Here is a 2,326-nt window from a genome sequence, read left to right on the forward strand (position 1 = left end):
GCTGCCAATTTATATGCAAACGTACAGAGGAAAAAGAAGGCATTAGCATACCTACAATTACTAGGTTCATCTAGGTTTTCTCTGATATGGTATCCATCATTTAAGAGTCTTGGCCTTGTTGTAGGTGGATTGTTGGGATCTTTCATTGCATATTATACCTTTGGAATAGCCGTTGATCATATGGTTTCTAGCTCTTTGCAAGCGGGAGAATCTTTTGTGGAATTGTCACGGCTCGACATACAAATATTTATCTCTGCGGTTTTATTGACCTCAATGTTTGCTTCATTGATAGCCGCGTTGACGGTACTTAGAGTAGATCCATCGGAAGCTATGAGAGAAGATTAACGAGAGAAGATTAACGAGAGAAGATTAACGAGAGAAGGGAAATGAGTGTAAGAAAAATTATAAGCAACGTTTGTTTGACGCTCTTTATGTGTCTAGGAGTAATCTTTATGTTTAATACATCAGTGCAAGGTGCTGATGACATAGTAACTATTCCCTTGACGGGATTGACGTCTGATCAATACCTTAAATTGCACGTTGTCTACCTAGGAATTGAAGCCAAACCTAAAGAAATGGCATCTCGTCTCGTTAGAATGGGATCTCGTTCAGGGGATAATTTCAGAGAGAGTCTGGCCAGCGTTACTTTGTCCGGAAGCTTTATTTCTAAGCATCGCGTGAGGCAGCGATTGGAGTGGTGCTACTATCTTGGCGTAACCGAGCTAACTGAGGCTCAATGGGCAGCTGTAATGGGTGAGGGGAAAGCAACAAACTTACCCAAATCCAGCATTACCTTTGCTGAAATTGAGTTATTTTTAGAAAAACTAAATAGTTATGTTTATAAAAAACACCGAGACAAACTACCTAAAATGAATGGTGAAACTGCCTACTTTCGTCTACCCACAGAATCAGAATGGGAATTTGCGGCACGAGGAGGATCTGCAGTAGAAAGTTCAGTTTTTGATTTAGATCATCCATACGGTAGAGGTAAATTGGGGCAAAATGAATGGTCTGTTAAGAATGCTAAAGGTAAAGTCCAAGAGGTAGGCATGTGGGAGAATCCTAATCCAGTTGGTTTGTTTGATATGTTGGGGAATGTCACAGAGTTAACTTCTAGCATGTATAGCTTAGAGTACGGTCATGGCCGAGTCAGTGCACGAGTTGCCCGTGGAGGAAATGCGAAGGAAAATGAAAGCTCTTTACGCTCATCGAGGAGAACTGAAACTCTACCGTATTTACCGTCGACTGGAGAACCCCGTAGAAATCCAATGTTAGGATTACGCTTGGCTTTAGGTTCTTCATTATTTGCTGGTTCTGGTGACGATGAAATGAATTCAGCCTGGGATAAATATAGTAAAACCAGACCAGTTGGTACCACGGACAGGTCGTCACAAATTGTTGCCGCTGCTGAGGCCAGAGAAGTTGTTGATGAGCTAAGGGTGAAATTAGCTAACCTAGAATTGGAGAATGAGGAGTTAAGAACAGACGGAGGACAAACTATTGCGACATCAAGTCGGCCAATGGATGCTCAGAGACTCTTATTAAGATCAAATGATGAAAATCAAAGATTGCGTGTCAGTTTACAAAAGTTAAAGGAAGATAATTTAGCTTTGAGCAGAGAGAATGCTGGATCTGAGCGAAAGAGGGTGAATGCCTTAGTTCGCACATCGAGCGCTTCTTCCCACCTTGTTTATAAAGATAATTTCAGAGTTATTACATTGAGCGATAATGCTATTTTTAAAGATAAAGTTGAGGCTCTGAAGAAAAACAGAGATTACAATGTAGAAAGATACCGTAAAAATGTTTTGGAATTAGCTGAAGCGAGTCCAAAAATCGTAGAAGGTGAATTGAGTGAATGGATCGTAAATTTACGTAGTGATAGCAATGGAGAATCCCCACAAATTAGAGCTGTAAAGGTTTTGGGGAAACACATTAAATTATTTAGAAGCGGCAAACTACTTCAACTGGATACGCTGCTCGATGATATTGACAAAGGGATTAGGGACTGAATGATTTTTTTGAGTTGGATTGGAAAACTCTCCAGTGAACTTCAGCCTCAGCTAAAGGGACAAGAAGCGCCAGGCAGGAACCACACGCTTGCCGACATCACGAGACACGCCATTGGCTGTGACCGTCAAGGTAGTTGTCCAAAAAATCAGGCTACTTTTTTGTGTAATCTCTCGATTTCCCTCTCATCAGTTGGGTTGAGTGAGGTCTGGCTTATTGGGGAAGTGTCCCCTGAGTCGTTAAAACAGGCTGTTGGCTGATTGTTTACCATGCGTTAGCATGGCTTTGAAATAAACTAAAACAACCAACAACCATGGAC

General features: G+C 41.4%; 2 protein-coding genes. Both read left to right on the top strand.

Annotation, left to right across the window (positions count from 1 at the left end):
- Window positions 1-345, top strand: a 345-nt coding sequence (locus ABGY95_RS00970) for a hypothetical protein (protein ID WP_347439807.1), incomplete at its 5' end; no start/stop codon positions are given.
- A gap of 107 nt (window positions 346-452) precedes the next feature.
- A complete protein-coding gene (locus ABGY95_RS00975; protein ID WP_347439808.1) occupies window positions 453-2,009 on the top strand; it encodes an SUMF1/EgtB/PvdO family nonheme iron enzyme in 1,557 nt (518 codons plus the stop codon).
- The last annotated feature ends 317 nt before the right edge of the window (window positions 2,010-2,326 follow it).

Origin of the sequence: Rubritalea sp. (assembly GCF_039830215.1) — a bacterium.
Taxonomy (GTDB): Bacteria; Verrucomicrobiota; Verrucomicrobiia; order Verrucomicrobiales; family Akkermansiaceae; genus Rubritalea.

What these genes read in the sequence shown, in the direction of transcription:
- ABGY95_RS00975 (WP_347439808.1), top strand. Translation starts at nt 453, where the DNA reads ATGTTTAATACATCAGTGCAAGGTGCTGATGACATAGTAACTATTCCC.